This is a genomic window from Streptomyces sp. NPDC015032, assembly GCF_043080425.1.
Classification (GTDB): Bacteria; Actinomycetota; Actinomycetes; order Streptomycetales; family Streptomycetaceae; genus Streptomyces.
Genome location: NZ_JBIBVN010000046.1, coordinates 20,512 through 43,072, shown reverse-complemented (window position 1 = coordinate 43,072; position 22,561 = coordinate 20,512). Strand labels below are relative to the sequence as shown.

The 22,561-nt window shown below is 70.4% G+C and carries 19 protein-coding genes; 8 read left to right on the top strand and 11 right to left on the bottom strand.

The window, feature by feature from the left end; translation table 11 throughout:
- Nucleotides 1–49: 49 nt before the first annotated feature.
- The 3 genes from ACF08M_RS36300 to ACF08M_RS36290 form a co-directional block, all read right to left on the bottom strand.
- Nucleotides 50–1,207 (bottom strand): SIS domain-containing protein, encoded by a 1,158-nt coding sequence (locus ACF08M_RS36300; protein WP_392189554.1) that lies wholly within the window; start codon nucleotides 1,205–1,207, stop codon nucleotides 50–52.
- Nucleotides 1,204–2,499, bottom strand: a complete 1,296-nt coding sequence (locus ACF08M_RS36295; protein ID WP_392189553.1) for a D-tagatose-bisphosphate aldolase, class II, non-catalytic subunit — start codon at nucleotides 2,497–2,499, stop codon at nucleotides 1,204–1,206. The genes ACF08M_RS36300 and ACF08M_RS36295 overlap by 4 nt, the downstream gene beginning before the upstream one ends.
- 198 nt (nucleotides 2,500–2,697) lie before the next feature.
- Nucleotides 2,698–3,465, bottom strand: coding sequence for a GntR family transcriptional regulator (locus tag ACF08M_RS36290; RefSeq protein ID WP_392189552.1), 768 nt, complete (start codon nucleotides 3,463–3,465; stop codon nucleotides 2,698–2,700).
- Between the two features lie 447 nt (nucleotides 3,466–3,912).
- On the opposite strand from ACF08M_RS36290, the gene ACF08M_RS36285 reads away from it, so the two are divergent.
- Genes ACF08M_RS36285 through ACF08M_RS36270 form a run of 4 tightly spaced genes read left to right on the top strand, consistent with a single transcriptional unit; the run spans nucleotide 3,913 to nucleotide 7,779 of the window.
- Nucleotides 3,913–5,988, top strand: coding sequence for a glycoside hydrolase family 36 protein (locus ACF08M_RS36285; RefSeq protein WP_392189551.1), 2,076 nt, complete (start codon nucleotides 3,913–3,915; stop codon nucleotides 5,986–5,988).
- Between the two features lie 32 nt (nucleotides 5,989–6,020).
- Nucleotides 6,021–6,305 (top strand): hypothetical protein, encoded by a 285-nt coding sequence (locus ACF08M_RS36280; protein WP_392189550.1) that lies wholly within the window; start codon nucleotides 6,021–6,023, stop codon nucleotides 6,303–6,305.
- Nucleotides 6,302–6,763, top strand: a complete 462-nt coding sequence (locus ACF08M_RS36275; protein ID WP_392189549.1) for a MerR family transcriptional regulator — start codon at nucleotides 6,302–6,304, stop codon at nucleotides 6,761–6,763. Before ACF08M_RS36280 ends, ACF08M_RS36275 begins: the two co-directional genes overlap by 4 nt.
- On the top strand, nucleotides 6,763–7,779 hold the full coding sequence (locus ACF08M_RS36270; protein WP_392189548.1) for an aldo/keto reductase: 1,017 nt from the start codon (nucleotides 6,763–6,765) through the stop codon (nucleotides 7,777–7,779). The genes ACF08M_RS36275 and ACF08M_RS36270 overlap by 1 nt, the downstream gene beginning before the upstream one ends.
- 46 nt (nucleotides 7,780–7,825) lie before the next feature.
- Here ACF08M_RS36270 and ACF08M_RS36265 read toward each other — a convergent pair whose 3' ends face one another.
- From ACF08M_RS36265 to ACF08M_RS36235, 7 genes are all read right to left on the bottom strand, one after another.
- Nucleotides 7,826–9,034, bottom strand: a complete 1,209-nt coding sequence (locus tag ACF08M_RS36265) for an acyltransferase (RefSeq protein ID WP_392189547.1) — start codon at nucleotides 9,032–9,034, stop codon at nucleotides 7,826–7,828.
- The gene (locus tag ACF08M_RS36260) at nucleotides 9,031–10,077 is read right to left on the bottom strand and encodes an alpha/beta hydrolase (protein ID WP_392189546.1); all 1,047 of its coding nucleotides are present in this window, start codon (nucleotides 10,075–10,077) and stop codon (nucleotides 9,031–9,033) included. The genes ACF08M_RS36265 and ACF08M_RS36260 overlap by 4 nt, the downstream gene beginning before the upstream one ends.
- 174 nt (nucleotides 10,078–10,251) lie before the next feature.
- A complete protein-coding gene (locus tag ACF08M_RS36255) occupies nucleotides 10,252–10,935 on the bottom strand; it encodes a response regulator (RefSeq protein ID WP_392189545.1) in 684 nt (227 codons plus the stop codon).
- Nucleotides 10,932–12,296 (bottom strand): sensor histidine kinase, encoded by a 1,365-nt coding sequence (locus tag ACF08M_RS36250; RefSeq protein WP_392189544.1) that lies wholly within the window; start codon nucleotides 12,294–12,296, stop codon nucleotides 10,932–10,934. The genes ACF08M_RS36255 and ACF08M_RS36250 overlap by 4 nt, the downstream gene beginning before the upstream one ends.
- Before the next feature lie 125 nt (nucleotides 12,297–12,421).
- Nucleotides 12,422–13,420, bottom strand: coding sequence for a DUF4429 domain-containing protein (locus ACF08M_RS36245; RefSeq protein WP_392189543.1), 999 nt, complete (start codon nucleotides 13,418–13,420; stop codon nucleotides 12,422–12,424).
- Between the two features lie 85 nt (nucleotides 13,421–13,505).
- Nucleotides 13,506–14,720, bottom strand: a complete 1,215-nt coding sequence (locus ACF08M_RS36240; RefSeq protein ID WP_392189542.1) for an alpha/beta hydrolase — start codon at nucleotides 14,718–14,720, stop codon at nucleotides 13,506–13,508.
- Between the two features lie 287 nt (nucleotides 14,721–15,007).
- Nucleotides 15,008–15,679: a TetR family transcriptional regulator gene (locus tag ACF08M_RS36235; protein ID WP_392189541.1), complete on the bottom strand. Its 672-nt coding sequence runs from the start codon at nucleotides 15,677–15,679 to the stop codon at nucleotides 15,008–15,010.
- Between the two features lie 240 nt (nucleotides 15,680–15,919).
- On the opposite strand from ACF08M_RS36235, the gene ACF08M_RS36230 reads away from it, so the two are divergent.
- Nucleotides 15,920–17,407: an MFS transporter gene (locus tag ACF08M_RS36230; protein ID WP_392189569.1), complete on the top strand. Its 1,488-nt coding sequence runs from the start codon at nucleotides 15,920–15,922 to the stop codon at nucleotides 17,405–17,407.
- 176 nt (nucleotides 17,408–17,583) lie between these two features.
- Nucleotides 17,584–17,976 (top strand): peptidase inhibitor family I36 protein, encoded by a 393-nt coding sequence (locus ACF08M_RS36225; protein ID WP_392189540.1) that lies wholly within the window; start codon nucleotides 17,584–17,586, stop codon nucleotides 17,974–17,976.
- A gap of 65 nt (nucleotides 17,977–18,041) precedes the next feature.
- On the opposite strand, the gene aceE is transcribed toward ACF08M_RS36225, so the two are convergent.
- Nucleotides 18,042–20,783: a pyruvate dehydrogenase (acetyl-transferring), homodimeric type gene (gene aceE / locus ACF08M_RS36220; protein ID WP_392189539.1), complete on the bottom strand. Its 2,742-nt coding sequence runs from the start codon at nucleotides 20,781–20,783 to the stop codon at nucleotides 18,042–18,044.
- Nucleotides 20,784–21,254: 471 nt separating this feature from the next.
- Between aceE and ACF08M_RS36215 the strand changes: the two genes are divergently transcribed.
- Together ACF08M_RS36215 and ACF08M_RS36210 are read left to right on the top strand one after the other, a co-directional pair.
- Nucleotides 21,255–21,692, top strand: a complete 438-nt coding sequence (locus tag ACF08M_RS36215; RefSeq protein WP_093895494.1) for a DUF3052 domain-containing protein — start codon at nucleotides 21,255–21,257, stop codon at nucleotides 21,690–21,692.
- Between the two features lie 248 nt (nucleotides 21,693–21,940).
- A complete protein-coding gene (locus ACF08M_RS36210) occupies nucleotides 21,941–22,399 on the top strand; it encodes a peroxiredoxin (protein WP_376235138.1) in 459 nt (152 codons plus the stop codon).
- Nucleotides 22,400–22,561 lie beyond the last annotated feature (162 nt).

Here is a 22,561-nt window from a genome sequence, read left to right as displayed (position 1 = left end):
CGTTGTACCTCCGTCCGGCGCCCTGGATCCGCGCCGTTGATGCCTTTGATCAGTTGTGCAAGGAGTGCAGTGTCACGCCCTGCACGACGCGGTTGATCTCACCTGAGGGGAACGGGTTGTCGGCCCGCAGGCCCCGGGCCTGGGAGGCGCGCAGGGCGATGAGCTGGGCGTACACCACAGCGGACAGCGCCAGGGCGACGTCCTCGACGCCATCGAGGCCCGGCAGCGGCCAGGCGTCGTTGCCGTCCGCTTCCGCGTCGGGGCCCGCGGAGACTGTGACGACGCTGCCGGCGGGAAGATTTCCGCGCAGCTCCGCGGAGATGTCCTGGTCGTACTTGCGGGTGTAGGGGTCGTTCGACATGTACACCACGGCGACCGAACGGTCGTTGAGCACCGCCTTGGGACCGTGCCGGAATCCCAGCGAGGTCTCCGAGACGGCCATGAGCCTCCCACCGGTGAGTTCGAGCACCTTCAGCGCCGACTCCTCGGCGAGGCCCTTCAGCGGGCCGCTGCCCAGGAAGACGATGCGCTCGGGCGCGCGGGCCACGAGGGCGCCGACGGTGCGGTCCACGGCGTCGCTCTCGCAGATCGACTCGACCGCCTCGGCCAGGCGTTCGGCGACCCCGTCGTAGGCGCTGCCGCCGAGAGCGAGCAGTGCCGCGAGCGTCATGCACGTGAAGCTCGACGTCATGGCGAAACCGCGGTCGTTGGACGCGGCCGGCATCAGCAGCACGTGGGACTTCGGCAGCTCCGCGTGCTCGCGGGCCAGGCGGCCCTGCTCGTTGCAGGTGATCACGAGGTGGTGCACCTCGGAGAGGACCTGGTCGGCCAGGGCGGTGGCGGCCACGGACTCCGGGCTGTCACCCGAGCGCGCGAAGGAGACCAGCAGCGTGGGAACGTCCTCGGCGAGACAGCCGCGGGGGTCGGCGACGAGGTCCGTGGTGGGGACCGCGTCGACGCGGCGTCCCAGGCGCCGGGCCAGGGCGGGCTGGAGCACCTGGCCGGCGAACGCGGAGGTGCCGGCACCGGTGAGTACGACGCGCAGGTCACCGCGGGCGACGAGCGGACGCACGAAGGCGGCCAGCGACTCCCGGGAGGCCGCGACGATCCGGTCGACTTCCCGCCACAGGGCGGGCTGCTGGGCGATCTCGCGGACGGTGTGGGCGGCGCCGTCGTCCAGGGACAGGGCGCCGGAGGGCGTGGTCACACGTGCTCCATCAGGTGGGGGTGGGAGGCGCGGTCGTAGTCGCGCAGAACGTCGCGGACGTGGTCCACGGACAGGTCGCGCGGCCGGGCGGCGAGCTCGCCGTGGCGGACGCGGGCGTACTGGAGTGGGAGGTGGGCGTTGAGCAGCGGCAGGGGGATGTCCACGGCCGAGAGGTTGTCCATCAGCCGGGCCTGGGCCTTTTCGATCTCAGGGTCGGGCCAGTAGTAACGCATCCGGTCGCTGTAGCTGTAGCGGCGTGCGAGGCGCTGCTCGGCAGCGCTGCCCGGGTAGTAGCCCTCCCACTTGGCGGGCTCGGCGAGCATCCGCTCCTCGACGACCTCGGGAAGGCGTGACCGCTCGGCGGCCGGGACCAGCTCGTCCTCGATCGCGGCGAGGGCGAACAGCGCCTCGCGCAGGGCGAAGGTCAGCCCGGGGCCCACCTTGAGGACCGCCCAGTGGTCCTCGACCAGCGCGGTGAGCGCCTCGGCGGTCTGGTAGTCGGTCGAGTGGGCCTCGTAGACCATGGTGGGCTCGTCGTCGAGGACCTTGCGCAGCTCCTCGGTCAGCTCGCGCCGGTAGTCGACGACCTGCACATGGTCGAACTCGACGGCCGGCTGGACCACGAGGGCCATGACGCGCGGCCAGACCTCGTCGATGCCGTGCTGGGCGAACGCCTTGCGGTGCTGCTCCAGAGTGGTGCGCGCCGCCTCGGGCGTGGTCGGGACGAGCGCGTCGAGCGTCTCGTGCGCGCCGCCGGGTGTGGGCACCTCGGTACCGATCACGTACCGGATCCGCTCGGCCCGCTCGGGGCCGGCCGTCTCCTCGGCCACCCGGATCAGCCGCGCGGCGCGTTCGGCGACCACGTCGTCGGTCAGCGGTACGGGGTCACCGGCGCAGGCGAAGCTGCAGTCCAGGTGGATCTTGGTGAAGTCCGCCGCCACGTAGGCGGCGACCAGGGCGTCGGCCCGCTCCATCGCCTCGTCGGGCGTCAGGGACTGCCACCGGTTCGGTCCGAGGTGGTCGCCGCCGAGAATCACGCGGTCCAGTGGCAGACCACTTTCGGCGGCGATGCCGTACACGAGGTCGCGGAAGTCCGCGGGCCGCATGCCCGTGTAACCGCCGTACTGGTCGACCTGGTTCGAGGTCGCCTCCACCAGTACATGACCGCCGGTCTCCCGGGCTTGCACCACGGCTGCCTCGATGACCAGCGGATGAGCCGAACACACCGAGGTGATGCCCTGCGACTGTCCGGCCTTCTGACGCCGGACCACCTCGCTCAATGGGCTCTGCATTGCCAACCCCTTACTCAACGTGTATCTCAAGCCAATGTGCCGTCATGGCCTGCGGCTCATTTTGGACAGTACTGGTCTTAATTAGGGTCGTCAATAGTCTTGTTCTGGTATGCATCTGGTATTGCGCAGCCGAACCGGCAGATCGGCGGCGATCGCCCAAGTTTGGTTGGCGATCGTCCCAGTCCGGTTGGTGATCGTTTAAGTCTGGTTGGTGATGGAGGCCCGGAACCGGTAGCGGTCCCCCCGGTAGACCTGGACGGTCAGTTCGATCGGGCGTGATTCCTGGTTCGACGTCAGCTGGGTCGCGACGAGCATCGGCATGGTCTCCCCGATCTCGAACAGCTCGATCTCCCGTGGCGTCGGGTGGCGGGCCTCGACCGAATAGTCGGCGATGCGGGGCAGCTGCGGCGGGTCGGCGGCGCGCAGGGTGGCGTAGAGCGAGGCCGTATTGAAGTCGGTCTCGGCCAGGGCAGGGCAGGCCGCCAACGGAAGCCGGTTGTGCTCGAGCACGACGAGCAGACCGTCGAGGAAGCGCAGTCGGTGGAGGTCGAAGAGGTCGGCGCCCGGAGCGATCCGGAGCTGCTCGGCCTCGGACACCGTGGCCGGGCGAACAGTGGCGGAGAGCACCTTGCCGGTCGTCGTCAAGCCGTTGACCTGCGCATAGTCGGCGAACCCCTGGATCTGCGGGGCCGCCGAGGCGGACGTCATCGTTGCCTCGGGGAGCAGACCGAGCTCGGCGACGAACCACCCGCGCGACGACGACGGCCGCACGATGCCCCGCGACTCCAATTGCGCGAGGGCCGCTCGCAGCGTCACGCGCGACACGGCGTACCGGTCGACCAGAGCCCGCTCGGAGGGCAGCCGGTCACCGGGGCGGGCGGCAGCGGCGCGCAGGTCGTCGAGCAACTGCGTGGCTGTGCGCTCGTACAACGGGAGGGCGTCGTCACCGAACAGGCCTCTGGGCATCGGCGTTCTCGTATTTGTCATACCAGAAGAATACCAATCTGATCGACGGCGCGAACTCTCGTCCAGGAAGCCCCCGTTGACATGCCACTCGAATACCGCTTACGTTCTCGAAGCAGGCCACCCGATGAGGAAGAAGTCGCCCGTGAGCGACCTTCCGTTTCGCCGTGCCCCGGGCACCCGCCGGTGATCGAGGCAGCGTTGTCGCAGCTCACCGAGGATGCCTGCCCGCTACCGCCGGAGGCGACCTCGCACTGGGGTACCCGTTCGGACGATTCGCCACCCCCCGACCCCAGCCGACCCACTGCGAAAACCGGTAGTAGACCAGGCATCGACCAGCCTTACGGACGGTTGCTTCGTCGCGAGCACGCGGCTCGACTTTGACGATCCACAACGCGGACAAAAGGCGGCTGCCCCAGTCGGGCACGCACGACCGAAAGAGAGTTCGACATGACGGACATGAACCGGCGAAGCGTACTGAAGGTGGCGCTGGGGGGTGCCGGCCTGGCCGCCTTCCCCGCCGTGGCCATGGGCGCCTCACCCGCGGCCGCCGCACCGAACTCGGATCCTGACCTCGTCGGAGTCGGCGACACCTCCATCACCCTGGAGTTCGACGACCAACTGCGCAGCCGGGTGGCGCTCAAAGGCGTCGGCCTCACCCGCTTCGACGCCGGCGAAGCCCTGCTGGCGGGCGGTAAGGCCATCGAGGCGTTCGCCTACCGCGGGCACCGGACCCGCGACACCCGGCACCCCCGCCACGGCGCGGGCGTCCGGGTGACGATCGAGGGCACGTCCAAGGAAGGCGTACAGAAGACGGTCGTGCTGACCTCCTTCGAGCGTCTTACCGGCATGATCGTGATGAAGGTGACCTACACCAACAGGTCCTCCACCGCGCTGAAGGTGACCGGGTGGCGCAACGGAGCCCACGAACTCCTGGAGACTCCCGGCGGCTTCTACACCTTCTCCGGTACCACGTACACGGACCGCCGCGACTGGGTGATGCCGGTGAAGGACGGCTATGTCCAGGAGAACTCGTTGGGGATGGACTCCTCCGACTACGGCGGCGGCACCCCGCTGGCGACCGTCTGGCGCCGGGGCGCGGGCCTCTCCGTCGGACATGTCGAGCCCGTGGCGACGGTCCTGCGCATGCCGGTCCGCAAGACGGACGCCGGAGCGAGCATCGCCATCCAGGACGACACCGCCCGCACCCTGAAGCCGGGCCGTCGGCTCAGCACCGACACCACGTTCCTGACCGCCCTCCCGGGCGACCACTTCGTGCCGCTCCAGCGGTACCGCGACTACATGAGCGACATCGGCCGGCGCGCCCCCAAGGTCCCCGCCTCGGCCTTCGAGCCCATCTGGTGTGCCTGGGGCTACGAGCGCGACTTCGCCACCGAGCAGGTCACCGGAGCGTTGCCGAAGGCGCACGAGGTCGGTCTGCGCTGGGCCGCACTCGACGACGGCTGGCAGACCAACGAGGGCGACTGGGACATCAACACGGCGAAGTTCCCGCGCGGCGAAACGGACATGCGGGCCTTCACCAAGGAGATACGGGACGCCGGTCTGCGGCCGCGCCTGTGGTGGGCCCCGCTGGCGGCGGACCCCGACAGCAACCTGTTCCGGGACCGGCCCGACATGCTGCTGCTGGACCGCGACGGCAACAAGCAGGACGTCACCTGGTGGGACGCCTACACCCTCTGTCCGGCCTACCAGCCGACGGTGGACTACTTCGTCGAGCAGGCGAAGAGGTTCATCGGCGACTGGGGTTACGAGGGGCTCAAGATCGACGGCCAGCACCTCAACAGCGTCGCGCCCTGCTACAACCCGAAGCACCGGCACGCCCGCCCCGAGGAATCCACCGAGGGCGTGGCCCTGTTCTGGAAGGCGATCCACGAAGCCGCGCACGAGGCGAACCCCGACGCCCTCGTCGAGCTCTGCCCCTGCGGTACCGCCTTCGCCTTCCACAACCTGCCCTACGTCGACCAGTACCCCAGCTCGGACCCGGAGTCCTCCTACCAGGTCCGGAGCAAGGGCAAGTCGATGAAGGCGCTGATGGGCGCGGGCAGCAGCTACGCCGGCGACCACGTCGAACTGAGCGACGGCGGGAACGACTTCGCGTCCTCTTACGGGGTCGGAGCCGTCCTGTCGACCAAGTTCACCCTCCCCGGAACCGGAGCCCCGGACAAGGCGACCGACCTCACCCCGGAGAAGGAGGTCCTCTGGCGCAAGTGGGTGTCCCTGTACGAGAAGAACATGCTGTCCACCGGCGAGTACCGCGGTGAGCTGTACGACATCGGCTTCGACAAGCCCGAGGCGCATGTCGTGGCCAAGAAGCGGACCCTCCATTACGCCTTCTACGCCGACCAGTGGGACGGGACGGTCGAGCTGCGCGGTCTGGGCCGCACGCGGTACCGCCTGACCGACCCGTTCACCGGCACGTCACTCGGAACTGCCACTGCTCAGCACAACACCGTGAAGCTGTCCTTCGAGCGGTTCCAGCTCATCGTGGCCGAGCCCATCGGCTGATCATCTCCCTCGGTGCCGTGCCGGCGGGCTGGGTGGTGCAGCTCAGCACGCTCACCGCCTATCAACTGATGGTCGCCGGCAACGCGATCGCCTTCCTCGTCGCCGCGGCGATCCTGTTCCATCTGCCGCCGGTCACGCCGGTCACGCCGGTCCCCGCCCCCCTCAACCGGGGACCGGTCCGTCGTCAGCCTGAAGAAGTTCCCACGGCCCGGCACCGGACCCGGGCCGACATCGCCCGTCCGCTCGGACGGCCCGAAACCCGTCACCGGCAGCACTTGCTTGGAGTGCACTCCAAGGTTCTAGCGTGGAGGGCATGACGGTGAAGGAGAGCACTTCCGCGAAGGTGGACGCCCGCGCCTCGGCTCCCCGGCCGCATCCGCGCGCCGACGGTCAGGACCGCTACACCATCAGTGAGGTCGTCGCCGTCACCGGGCTCACCGCGCACACCCTGCGCTGGTACGAGCGGATCGGGCTGATGCCGCACGTGGACCGGTCGCACACCGGTCAGCGCCGCTTCACCAACCGCGACCTGGACTGGCTGGCCTTCGTCGGCAAGCTGCGGCTGACCGGGATGTCGGTCGCCGACATGGTCCGGTACGCGGAGCTGCTGCGCGAGGGCGAGCACACCTTCGAGGAGCGGCAGGAGCTGCTGGAGTCGACCCGCCGCGACGTGAAGGCGCGGATCGCGGAGCTCCAGGACACCCTCGCCGTCCTCGACCACAAGATCGACTTCTATGCGAGTGCCCGACGGGCATCGGAAAGGCCCTGTGCCTGATGACTGACAACAAGATCGCCACGGTGGAGCTCGGCAACGGCGGCCCGCAGGTCGGTGTGCAGGGTCTCGGCTGCATGGGCATGAGCGAGTTCTACGGGGAGACCGACGAGTCCGCCGCGCGCGAGACGCTGGAGACGGCGCTGGCGGCGGGTGTCACCCTCTTCGACACCGCCGATGTGTACGGTCTCGGCGCCAACGAGGAGTTCCTCGCCCCGTTCGTCGGGGCACACCGGGACGAGATCACGCTCGCCACGAAGTTCGCCATAGAGCGCAAGGGCGACGACCCCCATTACCGGGGCGTGCGCAACGACCCCGCGTACATCCGCCAGGCCGTCGAGGACAGCCTGCGCCGGCTGAACACCGATGTCATCGACCTGTACTACATGCACCGCCGCGACCCCGCCGTGCCGCTGGCCGAGTCCGTCGGCGCGATGGCCGAGCTGGTGCGGCAGGGCAAGGTCAAGCAGCTCGGACTGAGCGAGGTCACCGGCGCGGAACTGCGCGAGGCGCACGCCGTGCACCCGATCGCCGCCCTCCAGTCCGAGTGGTCGCTCTTCAGCCGGGACGTCGAGCGCAGCGCCGTGCCCGCCGCGATCGAGCTCGGGGTGACCTGCGTGCCGTATTCGCCGCTCGGCCGGGGCTTTCTGACCGGGGCGTTCACGGACGCGGCCAAGGACCTGTCGAAGGGCGACTTCCGCCAGTACCAGCCGCGCTTCACGGGCGACAACGCGAAGGCGAACGCCGCTCTGCTGGAGCCCGTGCACGAGATCGCCGCGGCACACGGGGCGTCCGCCGCACAGGTGGCGCTCGCCTGGGTGCAGCAGCGGGCCCAGGTGCACGGCCTGACCGTGGTGCCGATCCCGGGCACCCGCAGGAGCAGCCGGCTGCTGGAGAACGTGGCCGCCACCCGGCTCACGCTGACGGACCAGGAGCTGGCGGTGCTGGAGCCGATCGCGGGGCAGGTGGCGGGGGACCGGTACCCGGACATGAGCAGCACGTCCGCCGCGCGCGAGTAGTCGTCTCCAGATCGGGTGCGGGGCCGGGACTCCCGGCCCCGCGCCCCTACGCCAGCCCCAGCGCGTACATCGCGAACCCGGCCGCCAGCAGCCCCGCCACCGCGCGGCGGGCGTTCGCCGCACGCGTGCCGGCCTGCCACGGTGCCTCGAACCGGCGCGCGTACCGGGCGATCAGCACCAGCAGCCCCGCGAAGACCGGCAGCCACGCCATCCGGGCCAGGATCCAGCCGACCGTGTCGGGCCCGGTCGTCAGCCCCGGCACCGTACCGGCGAACGACGCCGGGACCGCCGCGGCCAGCATCGCCGTCTGGTGCCAGCACAGAATCGTCATCGCGGACAGGTTGATCACGACGACCGGCGCCCACAGCAGCGGCCTGCGCAGCAGTCGGGCGATCCGGTCCCGCAACAGGATCGCCGCACCGCTCTGCGCGGCGGCCAGTGCCAGGACGAGCAGCGACGGCGGGTGCGAGTTCGTCCGCGCCTCGCCCGGGACGCCGACCATCGACGCCGGGTAGTGGAGGACGAGCAGCAGCGCGGCGAACAACACCGTCCCACCGATGAGCAACAGCCGGGCGCCCCGCCTGCCGATGCGGCCCTCGCCCCAGGAGACGCCGAGCTGGTACGCGAAGAGCCAGCCCGGAAGGATGTTCAACACGCTCAGCCAGGACGGCATGGCGTCGGCGAACGGCCCGTACCGCAGGAAGTCGACGACGGCGACCGAGCCCAGCAGCGGCACCGCGGCCCAGCCGCCCAGCTTCCGCGCGGCCCGGACGCAGTACGGGGTGAGCGCCGTGACCACCGTGTACACCCCGACGAACCAGAGCGGCTGGATCACCAGCGTCGACCCGGTCCGCAGGGTGTCACCGGGCACACCGAGCGCGCTCAGCACCGGAATCATCGCCGCCCAGACGGCCGTCACCCCGAGCACCGGCCTGCCCAGGCGGGCGACCCGGCCGCGCAGCCAGGCGCCGGTGGTGGACTTCCTGCGGCGGTACGAGAGCACCGAGGCGTACCCGCCGACCAGGAAGAAGATGCCCAGCATCTGAAGCACCCAGCTCAACGGGGCGAGCCCGCCGAACGTGGACAGCGGGCTGGCATTGTGCAGCGCGCCGTCGCCGTCGAGGCGGAAGCCGCCGAGCAGCCAGTGGCCGGTCGGGACGGCGAGCAGGGCGAGGGCGCGCAGGCCGTCGATGGCGCGGTCGCGATGGCCGGGCGTACGGGCGTCGATGCGCTCGGCGAGCGTGGCGAGGCTCATCGGGCCTCCCCCCGTGCGATCGAGGCGAAGGCGCGGAGCGAGTCCGTGCCGGGGGCGAAGTAGCCGGTGTGCCCGTGGGCCCCGCGGGCCGGCACCCGGCGGGCGCCGAACCCCGGACCCGTCGGATCGGGGCCGTGGCCCAGGCCCGCCACCTCCACGTTCGGTACGTCGTCGATCCAGTCCGTGGCGTCCTTGGCCGCCCAGACCCGGGCGGTGGTGTGCAGATCCGCGACGTCGTCGGCGCGCATCCCGGGCGAGCCGAGGACGACCAGGTCCGTGGCGCGCAGCCGGGATGCGGCGAGGCCGCACACGACGGAGCCGTAGCTGTGGCAGAACACGGCGGGCGCGGGCACGCCGTCGGCGGCCAGCCCGTCCGCCAACCGGGTCAGCCGGCCGGCGCCCGCCTCGGCGAGTGAGCCCGTCGCGGCGTCGATGCCGACGCCCACGGGCGTGGTGTACCCGGCCCAGGCGACGACGGCGCTGCCGCGTCCGGTCTCCGCGTACAGAGACTTCGCCATGCCCGCCGGAGTGCCGTACACATCGGTGGTGCGGTCGAAGGTCCCGGCGTCGATGTCCGAACCCGGCACCACGACCGCCACATGGCGCGCGGTGCTCAGATCCCCGAAGACCTCGGCGACCTGGCCGCGTCCGCGCGGGTCGAAGGCGAGGATCTGCCGGTGCCCCGGCCCGGTGAGATGGGCATACCTGGGGTCGTGACCGGCGCGCAGGGAGCGGGCGTTGGCCCGGTAGCGCAGTTCGACGGGCACCCCGTCCAGATTGCCGACGACGAGTGGATGCCGTACGACCAGGGTCTGCTGCTGTGCCGCCGTCAACCCCCGGAAGAAGCGGCTCACTTCGGCCGGTGAGGTCCGCTCCGGGTCGGGCAGCTCGCGCCCCAGCACCTGATCCGCGCGCCAGGCCGCCGTGCCCGGGGGCGGCCCGGTCAGAGCCTGCTGCGCGTTCCCGGACGCCCAGCCGGCCGTCCCCGCCACCACGGTGATCGCCAGCGCGACCGCGACCAGAGTCCTTGCGTATCGGCGCATCCCGCCCCTCCCTCTCCGGCTGACCCGGTTCCGCACGCCGTTCGGCGCGACGGAGAGGAAGGTAGGAAGGAAGAGGGCGCGGGGGCGTCGCACCGGGGAGCCAAGTGCGAGGTGATACCGGGGTAGGGGGTGTACGGAGGGCCCGCCGGTGGGGCGGGCGGGGGGAGACCCCCGTTACTGCTCTCCCGGTACCACCACTCCCGCCTCGTACGCGAAGATCACCGCCTGCGCGCGGTCCCGCAGATCCAGCTTGGCCAGCACCCGCCCGATGTGTGTCTTCACCGTCTGTTCGGCCAGCACCAGCCGTTCCGCTATCTCCTGGTTGGACAGCCCCCGCGCGATCAGCTCCAGCACCTCCGTCTCGCGCGGAGTCAGCCCGTTCAGCCGCAGCACGTGCCCGTTCCGGATGGCCCCGGACGGCCCCTGCCGGGCGAAGTCCGCGATCAGGCGCCGGGTCACGGACGGCGCCAGCAGCGCCTCGCCCGCCGCGACCACGCGTACGGCCGAGATCAGATCCGCCGGCGGCGCGTCCTTCAGCAGGAATCCGGACGCCCCGGCCCGCAGCGCCTCGTACACGTAGTCGTCCACGTCGAACGTGGTGAGCATCAGCACCTTGGGCAGGTGCACCACGCCCACCGGCGGGTTCAGCAGCTCGCGGGCCGCCGCCAGGCCGTCCATCTCGGGCATCCGGACATCCATCAGGACCACGTCCGGGTGGACCCGTCGGCTGACGTCGACGCCCTGGCGCCCGTCCGGCGCCTCACCGACCACGTCGATGTCGCTCTGTGCCGCGAGCAGTGCCGCGAACCCCGCCCGCACCATGGCCTGGTCGTCGACGATGATCACGCGGATGGTCAAGAGTCCTCCGAGGTCGGGGGCGGAACGGTGGCGAGCGGCAGTCGCGCGGCCACCCGGAAGCCGCCGTCGGGCAGCGGTCCGGTGTCCAGCGTGCCGCCCGTCAACCGTACGCGCTCCCGCATGCCGACCAGGCCGTGCCCGGTCCCGGTCGTCTCCAGCGGCGAACCGGGCTGCTCCGCCCGGTCGTTGACCACCAGCACGGTCAGGTGGTCACCGTCGGACGTGATCGACACCCGGGTCCGCGCACCCGACGCGTGCCGGACCACGTTCGCCAGGGCCTCCTGCACGATCCGGTACGCCGACAGATCCACCGCCTGCGGTACGTCCGGCACATCGGCGGCCAGCGACAGTTCGACCGGCAGCCCCGCCCGTACCGTCGCCTCCACCAGCTGCTGCACCCGGTCGAGCCCCGGTTGCGGCGCCCGCTCGCCCTCCGTGCCCTCGCTGCGCAGCACCGTCAGCAGCCGCCGCATCTCCGCGAGCGACTCCCGCGCACTCGCCGCGATCGCGCCGAACTCCGCGACCGCCTCCGCGGGCAGCCCGCTGATCCGGTAGGGCGCGGAATCGGCCTGGACCGTGATCACGGACATGTGGTGCGCGACCACGTCGTGCAGCTCCCGGGCGATCCGGGTGCGCTCCTCCAGCAGTGTCCGCTGCGCCCGCTCGGCCTCGCTGATGGTCTCCTGCTCGGCCAGCCGGCGCTGTGCGTCGCCGCGTTCCCGCAGCGCCGCGCCGATCACCAGGACCACCGCGCCGAGGATCACGAGCAGCAGTGCGCTGCCGTTGCTGCGCGCCGGCGCGATCAGGTGCAGGACCAGGCTCGCCGCGCCCGTCGCCACCCAGACCGCGGCCAGGGTCCGCCGGGTCTCGCGCAGGGCCAGCGCGAGCAGCAGGAAGAGATGGCCGATCAGGGTGGGCGGGGGCCACGGCCAGATCTCGTACGCGCCGACCGGGTGCCCGAGCAGCACTGCCGCGCCCAGGACGTCGGCGGGGAAGACGATCCACCAGGCCTGCAGCGGCCGGTGCGCCAGCATCAGCAGCGGCGCCGCCTGCGCGACGGCCAGGGCTCCCGCCAGCCCTCCGTTCACGCCGTACCCATGGATCAGGACATTGATCGTGACCGGTACGAAGATCGCGACGAGGGCGAGAACGACGGCGTACGGCAGCAGCCGCTGCCACCGCTTCGGCGCGTTCGCCAGGAGCGGCGCCGGGGGATGGGACGGGTGCGAGAGCCCGTGGGCGATCTCGCGCAGATTGCGCCGGGCGGCGCTCACCAGGCCGTCGACGGGCGGCGGGGGAGTCCGGGGCGGTGCGGACGGCGGGGGCGGCGGGGACGGCGGGGGCGGCGGGGAAGCAGACATGGCCCGATCAGCGTAGGCAGTGGAGCACCCGGTGGCGTCATACCGGGGTTCCGGTCCACCGCCGCGCTTCTCGTACGGGGGTACTACTGGGGAGCCGGACCCCGGTCGTTTCGGGCACCGGACGCCTACAGCTCGGCGAGCAGCTGCGCCTTCTTCGCGCTGAACTCGTCGTCCGTGACCAGACCCGCCTGGTGCAGCTCCCCGAGGTGCCGGATCCGCTCCGCGATGTCCGCGGGATCGCGCCGCCCCGCGCCCACCAGGGCGGCGGCAGGCGTGCCGGGCGACGGCTGCTTCCTGCGTACGGATTCCAGTACGGCCGCGGCGAACGGCAGCGACTCGTGCACCGGGCCGTAGCCGAGGCCGAAGACCACCGCGGCCGGATCCTGATCGGCCCGGGCGGGCCGGGGAGCCGCCGGCTGGGCGCTCCGTACCGGACCCGCGGTGAGCCTCGTGCCCAACTCCGTATCCGGTCCCGCACCCATGCCGGACGCGCTGTTCATGCCGAGGCAGGTATCCGTGCCCGGTCCCGGAGCCACGCCTTCCAGGCCCCTCGGCACCAGCCGCAGATAGCCGTCGAAGGCCTCCGGCGAGCGCCACTCGACCCCGCTCAGCTCCGTCACCGGAAACGTCTGGTCGCCGGCCTTCCACTTCGCCGTGGAGGCACCCGTCCAGAACCAGCGGAAGGAGACCCGCTCCCCGTCGAAGCCGGCCCGGCCGTCGTACGCCTTGAACTGCATCGGGGCCTCGGGGGCCGCGACCAGGAACCGCTCGGCGGGCTCCGCGGCGTCGGGGCCGAGCCGGGCGCGCAGTTCGTCCGCGTAGTACTCGGCGAGCGTCTCGCGCTCGGCGGGCAGCACCAGCCGGTACGGATCGCAGCCGTCCTTCAGCTGCCCGGCTGCGGCCTCCAGCAGCGGGTCGGCACCGGGTCTCGGTACCGCGCGCAGCACCACCGTGCCCCGCTTGCCCGGGGTCAGCGTCACCGACGACAGTGCCGCGTGCGGGACGCGGCGCTCACGCAGGCTCTGGAAGAGCTTCGGTGTGCGTATTCCCCGTTCGAAGCGGATGAGCACGGAGTCGGTGTCGAACTCCCAGGTGGCATGAATTCCGGCCAGCACATCACCCATGTGCCTCATCGTATGCGGCACTTGCTCGCACGTCCCCCTTCCGTGTAAGTCCGGATATGCGGCCGGCTGTGGCTCGTCGCGCCGGTCAGATCTCCTGGCCGCCGGTGGTGACTCCCTTGTGGCAGGTGTGGTCGGAGCCGGCACAGCTCACCGAGCCGTAGGCCCCCACGCCGATGGCGGCGAAGTTGCTGAGGCTCTCGGTGCCCGGCTCGAAATAGCCGCTGTGTCCGACCGCGTCGCCCGCCGAGACCACACGCGCGCCGAAGCCCGGGTCGACCGGGTCGGCCCCGTGACCGAGCCCGCCGAGCTCCATGTTCGGTACGTCCGCGATCCAGTCGCCGCGGTCCCGCGTCGCCCACACCCGGGCGCCGGTGCGCAGCTGGCGGGCGTTCTCCACCCGCATGCCGGGGCTGCCCGCGACCGCGATGTCGGTGACCCTGGAGGGCAGTTCATGTGCGGCGACACCGCACAGCACCGAGCCGTAGCTGTGGCAGAACAGGGAGACCGGGGCATCCCCGGGCAGCGCGCCCACCAGGGCGTTCAGCCGGACCGCCCCGCGCTCGGCGAGGTTGCCCAGGGCCGCGTCCACACCGATTCCGGCGGGCGTGGTGTAGTCGCCCCAGGCGATGACGGCGGTCCGGGTGCCGGGACGCGCGGCGCGCTCCGCCGCGTACAGCGACTTCGCCATGCCGACCGGGGCGGCGTTCACCATGGGGGCGGACCGCTCCAGTGTCAGCAGAGTGGTGTCGACGCCGGGGACGACCACGGAGATCCGCTGGGCCCGGTCGAGATCACCGAAGACCTCGGCGGCGCGGCCCTTCCCGGACGGGTCGAAGGCGAGGATGTGCCGGCCGTTCTCCAGCATCGCCCGGATGCGGTTCAGCCGGCGGAGCGCCTCGGCGCGGCCGTCGGGGGAGAGCCGGTCGTCGTGCATGCGCTGCTGCTCGACCGCGCTCGCCTGCGCCAGGGCCAGCCGGTTGGCGTGGTAGCGCAGGGTGACCGGGGCACCGTTCAGATTACCCACGACCAAGGGGTACTTGTCGGCGAGCCGGGTGCGCTGCGCGGGTGTGAGCGCGGCGAAGAACTGCGCCAGCCGGTGCGGCGGAGCGTCGGCGTCCGGAAGCGCGTGACCGGCTACGCGGCCCCGTGCCCACGAGGCGAGTGCGAGGGCGCGTGGCTCGTCGGGGTGCTGGTGACGTACGGCGGTCCAGCCCGTGGTCGCCAGCATCACGAACACAACCGCGACGGCGAGCAGCGCGCGCCATGCGGTGAGCGTGGGGGAGGAGTCGAAGGAAGTCACTCCCGCCCACATTAGGAGACGCGGGGCAGCGGCCGTGACGAGGGTGATGCACATCACCCCGCCCCCGGGAATTCAAGGCCCGTTATTTCACGCTGTGTTGGTGCGGCGGGTACGCACAGGCGCGCGGAGTGCCTGCCGGAGCGTCGTATGTGGGCGCCGGAGCACGGCTGTTGTGAAGTCGGTCATGCCGCGCGGTGAGGCGTACAGCACAGCGGCGTGCCGGTACCCCGGCGCAGCCGTGCCCCCGTGCCCAGGTCTGCCGCACACCGGACGGAGTGTCCATGGCGCTACCCGGCCCCCGCGCCGGCCTCCGTCCGCCAGTTCCCGGCCAGTGCCGGGCCGAGCTGGTCCAGATATGTCTCGGTCAGCACACGCAGCGATTCCATGCCGGTGTCCCGCCCCTGCCCCCAGAGCTGCCCGGTCACCCGCATCACCCCGCCGAACGCGGCGACGGCGACCCTGGGCCGCGGGTCCTTCTCCGGGTCGATCCCCTCGCGCTCGGCGATCAGCCGTGCGATCTCGTTCTCCAGGTCTATGCTCCGCCGCAGGTGAACGGCGAGCAGCGACGGCGTCGACTCGATCATCCGGTACGTGCGCATGTGGAGGTCGACGGTGACGATCGCCTCGATTGCCTCACCGAGGGTGTTCCAGGCGCAGAGGACCGCGTGGCGCAGCGCCTCGAACGGGGTTTCCGAAGCGGGCCGTCGGCGCAGCTCCGAGAGGAAGTGCGACTCCACCATCTCCTGGATGGCGAAGGCGGCCTCCTCCTTGCCGGCGAAGTAGCGGAAGAAGGTGCGCTGGGAGACCTCGACGGCGCCGACGATCTCGTCGACGGTGGTCTGCTCGTATCCCTGGGTGGTGAAAAGATCGAGGGCGGCGTGCAGCAGGGCGTCCCGGGTGCGTCGTTTCTTCCGCTCGCGCAGCCCGGTCGGACGTGCGGCCCGCTGCCCATCGGTCACTGAAATGGCCCTCTTCCTCCTGATGCACGCAGCTCGACGCGGCTGTGAGCCACATGACAGTTACTGTCTTGTGAAATGGTTTGTCAACTGTCAGCGGCTGACACTAATCTCCCCGGCATGACTAGTCAGACCACCGTCGAAAAGGCGTCGCGGGAGCCGCAGGACAGCGCCGTGCCCGCACCTGCCAAGGGGCTGCGCGGCCACCCCTGGCTGACGCTCTTCTCCGTGGCCATCGGCGTGATGATGGTCGCGCTCGACGGCACGATCGTCGCGATCGCCAACCCCGCCATCCAGCAGGACCTCGGCGCCTCGCTCGCCGATGTCCAGTGGATCACGAACGGCTACATGCTCGCCCTCGCGGTCTCCCTGATCACCGCGGGCAAGCTCGGTGACCGGTTCGGTCACCGCCAGACCTTCCTCATAGGGGTCGTCGGCTTCGCCGCGGCGTCGGGGGCCATCGGTCTCTCCCACAGCGTCGCCCTGGTGATCGTGTTCCGGGTGCTCCAGGGCCTCTTCGGCGCCCTGCTCATGCCGGCCGCGCTCGGCCTGCTGCGCGCCACCTTCCCGGCCGAGAAGCTGAACATGGCGATCGGCATCTGGGGCATGGTGATCGGTGCCTCGACCGCCGGTGGACCGATTCTCGGCGGCGTGCTCGTCGAGCACGTCAACTGGCAGTCCGTCTTCTTCATCAATGTGCCGGTCGGGGTGATCGCGCTCCTGCTGGGCCTGGTGATCCTCAAGGACCACCGCGCCGAGAACGCGCCGCGCTCCTTCGACGTCGGCGGCATCGTGCTCCTGTCACAGGCGATGTTCTGCCTGATCTGGGCGCTCATCAAGGGTTCCGAGTGGGGCTGGGGCGACTACAAGACGCTCGGCTTCCTGGGCGCCGCCCTGGCCCTGTTCGTGGTCTTCGCCTTCTCCCAGAAGAACGTCAGGGAGCCGCTGATCCCGCTGGCGATGTTCCGGTCCGTGCCGCTGTCCGCGGGTGCGGTCCTGATGGTGCTGATGGCCTTCGCCTTCATGGGCGGGCTGTTCTTCGTCACCTTCTACCTTCAGAACGTGCACGGTCTGAGCCCCGTCGACAGCGGTCTGCACCTGCTGCCGCTGACCGGGATGATGATCGTCGCCTCGCCGCTCGCGGGCGCCATGATCACCAAGTTCGGTCCGCGTGTTCCGCTGGTCGGGGGCATGGTCTGCACGGCGGTCGCCATGTTCGGCATGTCCCAGCTGGAGATCGGCACCGGCACCCTGACCATGTCGATCTGGTTCGGTCTGCTCGGCCTCGGCCTCGCCCCGGTGATGGTCGGCGCCACCGAGGTCATCGTGGGCAACGCCCCGATGGAGCTCTCCGGCGTCGCGGGCGGTCTGCAGCAGGCCGCCATGCAGGTCGGCGGCAGCCTCGGTACGGCGGTGCTGGGCGCCGTCATGGCCTCCCAGGTCGACTCGAAGCTGGCCGACAACTGGACGGCCGCGAAGCTCCCGCCGCTCGCGCCGGAGCAGCTGGACGCCGCGTCCTCGGCCGTCGAGGTCGGCGTCCCGCCGGTGGCCGCCGGCACTCCGCCGGAGGTCGCGGCGAAGATCGCAGGCGTCGCGCATGACACGTTCGTGTCGGGCATGAGCACGGCGTTCATGGTTGCGGGCGTCGTCGCGGTGGTCGCCGCGGTGGTCGCCACGCTCACCAAGAGAGGTGCCAACGCCCAGGCGGGCGCGGGCGCCGGTCACATCTGACCGTTCGTCACGATGCCCTCCGCGGCGTCAACACCGTACGTACGACAGCCCCGCCGGACCGTTCCGGCGGGGCTGTCGCCTATCAGGGTGGTGCGGCCCGCGGCCCCTTCCCCGGGTCTTGCTCCGCAGGTCAGGGTGCAGACAACTGATGCGCACCACCACGGGGGTTGATGTCCATGCGTACGACCTTTCTCGCCGCCGCCCTGGCCGCCGCCGCGCTGATTCCGCAGGCCGCCACGGCCGGCTCCGCGGCCCCACGGGCAACCGCCCACTCCGCGCCCGCCCGGCTCGGGGCCTGCGGAAGCGGTCAGCTCTGCCTCTGGGAGAAGCCGGACTTCGCCGGCGCCCGGCAGATCCATGAGCTGTCGACGATCGACATCGACAGCTGTGTGCCGCTGCCGGCGGGCGGCAGGGTCCAGGCACTCGCCAACCGCACCGGCCGGCCCGTCACCACGTACCAGTCGGCCGAGTGCGCCGAGACCGGAGAGTTCGAGACCTATCCGGGCGGCGGCACCTGGGTGCCCCAGTCCCCGTACCAGGTCAGGGCCTTCAAGGTCTGGGAGAACTGACCGGATACGCCGAAGGGCGGCGGGAAGAGGAGATCCCGCCGCCCTTCGGCCGTCGTTCGTCGGCCCTACGCGTCGCCGCCGGCCGCGCCCGGTCCGGCCGCCGTCACATCCAGCAGCTCGTACCGGTCGATCGCCGTCTTCAGCAGCGAACGGTCGACCCGGCCCTGCTTCGCGAGCTCGGTGAGCACCGCGAGGACGACCGACTGCGCGTCGATGTGGAAGAACCGGCGGGCCGCGCCGCGGGTGTCGGCGAAACCGAAGCCGTCCGCGCCCAGCGACTGGTACGAGCCGGGCACCCAGCGCGCGATCTGGTCCGGTACGGAACGCATCCAGTCCGAGACCGCCACGAACGGGCCCTCGGAGCCGGAGAGCTTCTGCGTGACATACGGGACGCGCTGCTCCTCCTCCGGGTGCAGCAGGTTGTACCGTTCCACGTCCACCGCCTCGCGGCGCAGCTCGTTCCAGGAGGTCGCCGACCAGACGTCCGCCCGGACGTTCCACTCGTCGGCGAGGATCCGCTGCGCCTCGACCGCCCACGGAACCGCCACACCGGACGCCAGGATCTGGGCCGGGACCTCGCCCCGATCGGCGGCCTTGTAGCGGTACACGCCCTTGAGGATGCCTTCGACATCGACGTTCTCGGGCTCGGCCGGGTGCTGGATCGGCTCGTTGTAGACGGTGAGGTAGTAGAAGACGTCCTCGTTCTCGTCGGGGGTCCCGCCGTACATCCGGCGCAGACCGTCCTTGACGATGTGCGCGATCTCGTAGCTGAACGCCGGGTCGTACGCGACACAGCCCGGGTTGGTCGAGGCGAGCAGCTGCGAATGGCCGTCCGCGTGCTGGAGACCCTCACCGGTCAGCGTCGTACGACCCGCCGTCGCACCCAGCACGAAGCCGCGCGCGAGCTGGTCGGCCATCTGCCAGAACTGGTCGCCGGTGCGCTGGAAACCGAACATCGAGTAGAAGACGTACACCGGGATCAGCGGCTCGCCGTGCGTGGCGTACGCCGAGCCGGCGGCGATCAGCGACGCCGTGCAGCCGGCCTCCGAGATGCCGTCGTGCAGCATCTGACCGGTCGGCGACTCCTTGTACGCCAGCAGCAGATCACGGTCCACCGACTCGTACTGCTGACCGAGCGGGTTGTAGATCTTCGCGCTCGGGAAGAACGCGTCCATACCGAAGGTGCGGTACTCGTCGGGCGCGATCAGCACGAAGCGCTTGCCGATCTCCTTGTCCCGCATGAGGTCCTTCAGGATGCGGACGAACGCCATGGTCGTGGCGATCGACTGCTGACCCGACCCCTTCTTCGCGGTCGCGTACGTCTTGTCCTCGGGGAGGGGCAGGGGCTTCGCGCGCACCACGCGGGTCGGGACGTAACCGCCCAGACCCTTGCGGCGGTCGTGCATGTACTGGATTTCCTCCGAGTCGCGGCCCGGGTGGTAGTAGGGCGGGTAGCCCTCGTCCAGCTGCTTGTCCGTGATCGGGATGTGGAGCCGGTCGCGGAACCGCTTGAGGTCCTCGACTGTGAGCTTCTTCATCTGGTGGGTCGCGTTGCGGCCCTCGAAGTTCGGCCCCAGCGTCCAGCCCTTGACCGTCTGCGCCAGGATCACCGTCGGCTGGCCCTTGTGGGCCTTGGCCGCCGCGTAGGCCGCGTAGACCTTCTTGTGGTCGTGACCGCCGCGGCCCAGGTGCAGGATCTGGTCGTCGGTCATGTCCTTGACCATGTCGCGCAGCCGCGGGTCGTCCCCGAAGAAGTGCTCACGGATGTACGCGCCGGACTCGGTGGCGTACGTCTGGAACTGACCGTCCGGCGTGGTGTTCAGCTTGTTGACCAGGATGCCCGTGCGGTCCTGTGCGAGCAGCGGGTCCCAGGACCGGTCCCAGACCAGCTTGATGACGTTCCACCCGGCGCCGCGGAACTGCGACTCCAGCTCCTGGATGATCTTGCCGTTGCCGCGCACCGGGCCGTCGAGGCGCTGCAGGTTGCAGTTGACCACGAAGGTCAGGTTGTCCAGGCCCTCACGGGCGGCGATGGAGAGCTGGCCGAGCGACTCGGGCTCGTCCATCTCGCCGTCGCCCAGATACGCCCACACATGAGACCGGGAGGTGTCGGCGATGCCGCGCGCCTCCATGTACCGGTTCATCCGGGCCTGGTAGATCGCGCCGAGCGGGCCGAGGCCCATCGAGACGGTCGGGAACTCCCAGAAGTCCGGCATCAGCCGCGGGTGCGGATAGCTGGACAGGCCGTTGGGCGCCTTCGACTTCTCCTGGCGGAAGGCGTCGAGCTGCGCCTCGCTCAGCCGGTCGAGCAGGAAGGCGCGGGCATAGATGCCGGGGGACGCGTGCCCCTGGAAGAAGATCTGGTCGCCGCCCAGGCCGTCGTCCTTGCCCCGGAAGAAGTGGTTGAAGCCCACGTCGTACAGCGAGGCCGAGGAGGCGAAGGTGGCGATGTGGCCGCCGACCCCGATCCCCGGACGCTGGGCGCGCGACACCATCACGGCCGCGTTCCAGCGGGTCGCGTTGAGGACCTTGCGCTCGATCTCCTCGTCGCCGGGGAAGAACGGCTCGTCCTTCGTGGCGATCGTGTTCACGTAGTCCGTACTGCGCATCTCCGGCACGGCGACGCGCTTCTCGCGCGCACGCTCGATGAGCCGGAGCATCAGATAACGGGCCCGCTCACGGCCTCGCTCGTCGACGGCGGCGTCGAGCGAGTCGAGCCACTCCTGGGTCTCTTCGGGATCGAAGTCCGGGACCTGGCTCGGCAGGCCGCCAATGATGATCGGGTTGCGATCGGATCCGGAAGCCACGCTGTTCCTTCGCTGTTCGGTGCTGCTCTACGGGGCCTGGTTCCGGGAGAACATGCCCCCGGGATGTATGCATGTACGCCATCACCATCGTGTACCGCGAGGGCGTAAACGTCATCTCTACCGAGGGGTAACCGCCGTGTTGTGAGACATCGCGTCCGCGGCGCGGGGATGGGCTGGTCCAAAGCGCAACCTTACGCCCAACCCGTCCAAGCGTTCCCAAAGGATGTGCGACTCCGAATGGCGGACCGAAACGGCATAAGCTGTGGAAGGACGTAAAGGGTGTGGAAGATGGCGCCGGGCCCCCGCAGGGGGACCGCCGACAGTGCGGAGACGTGAGGGGGAACGTCACCGTTTAGGCGGTCTCACACGCTGGGTACTTGCGCGATCCGCCGCTCCCGTGTGGACTACGGCCAACGCCCCGCGCACGCGCGTGGCTGAAGCATTTTCCGAAACATGATCAGGAGGCAACCCGTGAGCGCGACCGCGGACCACGCGGAGGAGCGGACCAACCCGGCAGCACGCCTGGGGTTCGAGCCCGGACAGGTGGTCCAGGAGATCGGCTACGACGACGACGTCGAGCAGGAGCTCCGTGAGGGCATTGAGGCCACAATCGGCCAGGATCTCGTCGATGAGGACTACGACGACGTCGCAGACGTCGTCCTGCTGTGGTTCCGCGACGAGGACGGCGACCTTACGGACGCGCTGGTGGATGCCATTGGTCTGATCGAGGACGGCGGCGCGGTCTGGCTGATGACGCCGAAGACCGGCCGTGACGGATACGTCGAACCGAGCGACATCAACGAGGCTGCACAGACCGCCGGTCTCTCCCAGACCAAGAGCATCAATGCGGGCAAGGACTGGACGGGCAGCCGTCTGGTCACGCCGAAGGCGGCCAAAGCCAAGCGCTGAGCCGCGTTCGGCACGTACTCGCCCCGAAGACCCCCGACGGCATGAACCGCCGGGGGTCTTCTTCTTGCGGCCGCCGGGTCCGCACCGCCGCCGGGGTTTCCGGTCGCGGAGTGCCCGCGCGGGCTCGGGCCCGGACTGCGGGCGGAGTGCGGGCGGCGCGGGCGCCGCGCGGCCTCCTGCGGGCCCTGCGTAGGGTGGGGGCCACCCGGACAGCCCAGCCCGGTGAACGTAGCGAAGGGACGCGTTTCATGGCGATCGAGGTCGGCACCCAGGCCCCGGATTTCGAGCTGAAGGACAACCACGGCCGGACCGTGAAGCTCTCCGACTTCCGCGGCGAGAAAAACGTCGTGCTGCTGTTCTACCCGTTCGCCTTCACCGGCGTGTGCACGGGTGAGCTCTGCGCGCTCCGTGACGAGCTGCCGAAGTTCGAGAACGACGACACGCAGCTGCTCGCCGTCTCCAACGACTCCATCCACACCCTGCGCGTCTTCGCGGAGCAGGAGGGCCTGGAGTACCCGCTGGTCTCGGACTTCTGGCCGCACGGCGAGACCTCGCGGGCCTACGGCGTCTTCGACGAGGAGAAGGGCTGCGCGGTGCGCGGCACCTTCATCATCGACAAGGAGGGCGTGGTGCGCTGGACCGTCGTCAACGGTCTGCCCGACGCGCGTGACCTCAACGACTACATCAAGGCGCTCGACGCCCTCTGATCCGGGACCCCCGATCCGGGTCCGCCGGTACGGCACCGGCGGATCTACAGGCTTCCCGGTCAAAAGCCTGCTTTGACCGGGAACCGGTCACTAGGATCCAGTCGTTGATCGGATGCCAACGCAACGTGGAGGCGCCGGCGTCGGCCGGCCCCCAAGGAAACC

Bases quoted from the DNA above. Each gene is read 5' to 3' on its own strand.
- ACF08M_RS36295 (WP_392189553.1), bottom strand. From the start codon at position 2,499: ATGCAGAGCCCATTGAGCGAGGTGGTCCGGCGTCAGAAGGCCGGACAG.
- ACF08M_RS36290 (WP_392189552.1), bottom strand. From the start codon at position 3,465: ATGCCCAGAGGCCTGTTCGGTGACGACGCCCTCCCGTTGTACGAGCGC.
- ACF08M_RS36285 (WP_392189551.1), top strand. From the start codon at position 3,913: ATGACGGACATGAACCGGCGAAGCGTACTGAAGGTGGCGCTGGGGGGT.
- ACF08M_RS36275 (WP_392189549.1), top strand. From the start codon at position 6,302: ATGACGGTGAAGGAGAGCACTTCCGCGAAGGTGGACGCCCGCGCCTCG.
- ACF08M_RS36270 (WP_392189548.1), top strand. From the start codon at position 6,763: ATGACTGACAACAAGATCGCCACGGTGGAGCTCGGCAACGGCGGCCCG.
- ACF08M_RS36265 (WP_392189547.1), bottom strand. From the start codon at position 9,034: ATGAGCCTCGCCACGCTCGCCGAGCGCATCGACGCCCGTACGCCCGGC.
- ACF08M_RS36260 (WP_392189546.1), bottom strand. From the start codon at position 10,077: ATGCGCCGATACGCAAGGACTCTGGTCGCGGTCGCGCTGGCGATCACC.
- ACF08M_RS36250 (WP_392189544.1), bottom strand. From the start codon at position 12,296: ATGTCTGCTTCCCCGCCGCCCCCGCCGTCCCCGCCGCCCCCGCCGTCC.
- ACF08M_RS36245 (WP_392189543.1), bottom strand. From the start codon at position 13,420: ATGGGTGATGTGCTGGCCGGAATTCATGCCACCTGGGAGTTCGACACC.
- ACF08M_RS36230 (WP_392189569.1), top strand. From the start codon at position 15,920: ATGATGGTCGCGCTCGACGGCACGATCGTCGCGATCGCCAACCCCGCC.
- ACF08M_RS36225 (WP_392189540.1), top strand. From the start codon at position 17,584: ATGCGTACGACCTTTCTCGCCGCCGCCCTGGCCGCCGCCGCGCTGATT.
- ACF08M_RS36210 (WP_376235138.1), top strand. From the start codon at position 21,941: ATGGCGATCGAGGTCGGCACCCAGGCCCCGGATTTCGAGCTGAAGGAC.